The 1,883-nt window shown below is 71.2% G+C and carries 3 protein-coding genes; all 3 read right to left on the bottom strand.

All coding sequences use genetic code 11. The annotated features are described in order from the left end of the window. A partial coding sequence (locus tag MFF42_RS25625) for a 2Fe-2S iron-sulfur cluster-binding family protein (protein ID WP_238258784.1) occupies nucleotides 1–286 on the bottom strand: 286 nt, incomplete at its 3' end. Next, nucleotides 279–584, bottom strand: coding sequence for a sarcosine oxidase subunit delta (locus MFF42_RS25620; RefSeq protein ID WP_238258783.1), 306 nt, complete (start codon nucleotides 582–584; stop codon nucleotides 279–281). The genes MFF42_RS25625 and MFF42_RS25620, both read right to left, overlap by 8 nt. A gap of 143 nt (nucleotides 585–727) precedes the next feature. Beyond that, nucleotides 728–1,883: sarcosine oxidase subunit beta family protein (locus tag MFF42_RS25615; protein WP_238258782.1), on the bottom strand; the 1,156-nt coding region annotated here is incomplete at its 5' end.

Raw genomic sequence — 1,883 nt, 5'->3', positions numbered from 1 at the left:
CGAGCAGCGCCGAGGCGAGCGTGTCGCCGTGGCAGCCGGTGAGGCGCTTGCCGTCGAAGGTGAAGTCGCGCGGGCGCCGCCGGTCGATCAGGCCGCCGGTGGCCGTGCGGAAGGGTTGGTCGCTGCCGAACCCTCCCCCCGCCGCGGGGGAGGGCGCCCGCGGAGCGGGCGGGTGAGGGGGCGACGTTTCCGGAAAGGGCGCTCCCCTCTCCCGACCCTCGCTGACGCGCGGGCCACCCTCCCCCGCGGAGGGGGGAGGGCTTTGCTGCGGCTCGCGATCAAGCATGGTCGGCACTCCCGGTGAGCGTGGCGGTGTTCCGCGCCCGCGCGACGTCGCGCGCCGGCTCGACCGATTCGATGGCGTGGGTGCGGGTGTCGCGGGTCACGACCAGCCAGGAGCGGCAGCCGGCGGCGTGGTACCAGAGCTCGCGGATCGTCCCGGCGGGGTTTTCGCGCAGATAGACGTAGTCGTGCATGGCTTGGGCCGAGGCATCCATCCCGTCGGGGCGCCGGGGCGCGGCGTCGCCGAGGTAGCTGAACTCCCCGTTGTCGCGCTCGCCGCAGAAGGGGCATCGGATGCGCATGGCGTGTCGTCCTGTCCCGGAGATATCCCCTCCCCCCTGCGGGGAGGGGTCAGGGGTGGGGGTCGCGCAGAAGGCACCGCTGCGCCTCGTCCTGCACCACCCCCACCCTCGGTCCCTCCCCGCAAGGGGGAGGGAAGAGAGCCTCAATGCAGGTTGGGCTGGGCGCCCATGCCCTTCTCGTCGATGAGATGGCCGGTGGCGAAGCGGTCGAGGCGGTAGGCGCTCGCATCCGCGTGCGGTTCGTCGCGGGCGATCAGGTGGGCGAAGCAGAATCCTGCCGCCGGCGTCGCCTTGAAGCCGCCGTAGCACCAGCCGGCGTTGAGATAGAGGCCGCCGATATCGGTGCGGTCGATGATGGGCGAGCCATCCATCGACATGTCCATGATGCCGCCCCAGTGGCGCAGCAGCCGCAGGCGCCCGAGGCCCGGCCAGAGGGCCATGCCGCCCTCCATCACGTCCTCGATGGTGTGCAGGTTGCCGCGCTGGGCGTACGAGTTGTAGCCGTCGATGTCGCCGCCGAAGACGAGGCCGCCCTTGTCCGACTGGCTGACGTAGAAATGGCCGGCCCCGAAGGTCATCACGCAGTCGATCAGCGGCTTCACGCCCTCGCTGACGAAGGCCTGCAGCACGTGGCTCTCGATCGGCAGGCGCATGTCGACCATGCCGGCCAGCAGCGAGGAGGAGCCGGCGACCGAGATCGCCACCTTGTTGGCCCGGATGAAGCCGCGGCTGGTCTCGACGCCGGTGACGCGGCCGTTCTCGCGGCGGATGCCGGTGACGGCGCAGTTCTGGACGATGTCGACGCCGCGGTCGCTGGCGGCACGGGCATAGCCCCAGGCCACCGCGTCGTGGCGCACGGTGCCGCCGCGGCGCTGGAGCAGGCCGCCCTTCACGGGGAAGCGGGCGTTGTCGAAATCGATGAACGGCACCATCGCCCGCACGCCCTCGCGGTCGAGGAGTTCGGCGTCGATCCCGGCGAGCCGCATGGCGTTGCCGCGGCGGGCGTAGGCGTCGCGCTGGGCGTCGGAGTGGTAGAGGTTCAGCACGCCGCGCTGGCTGACCATGGCGTTGTAGTTGATGTCCTGCTCCAGCCCCTCCCAGAGCTTCATGGAGCGCTCGTAGAACGGGATGTTGCCGGGCAGGCCGTAGTTCGAGCGCACGATGGTGGTGTTGCGCCCGACATTGCCCGAGCCGACGTGGCTCTTCTCCAGCACCGCGACGTTGGTGATCCCGTGCTCCTTGGCGAGGTAGTAGGCGGTGGCGAGCCCGTGCCCGCCGCCGCCGACGATCACCACGTCG

Origin of the sequence: Methylorubrum podarium (assembly GCF_022179745.1) — a bacterium.
Taxonomy (GTDB): domain Bacteria; phylum Pseudomonadota; class Alphaproteobacteria; order Rhizobiales; family Beijerinckiaceae; genus Methylobacterium; species Methylobacterium podarium.
Note: the sequence above shows the minus strand (reverse complement) of the source record. Positions and strands in the feature narration are given on the sequence as shown.

Excerpts from the sequence above, each read along its gene's own strand:
- MFF42_RS25620 (WP_238258783.1), bottom strand. The coding sequence starts at position 584 with ATGCGCATCCGATGCCCCTTCTGCGGCGAGCGCGACAACGGGGAGTTC.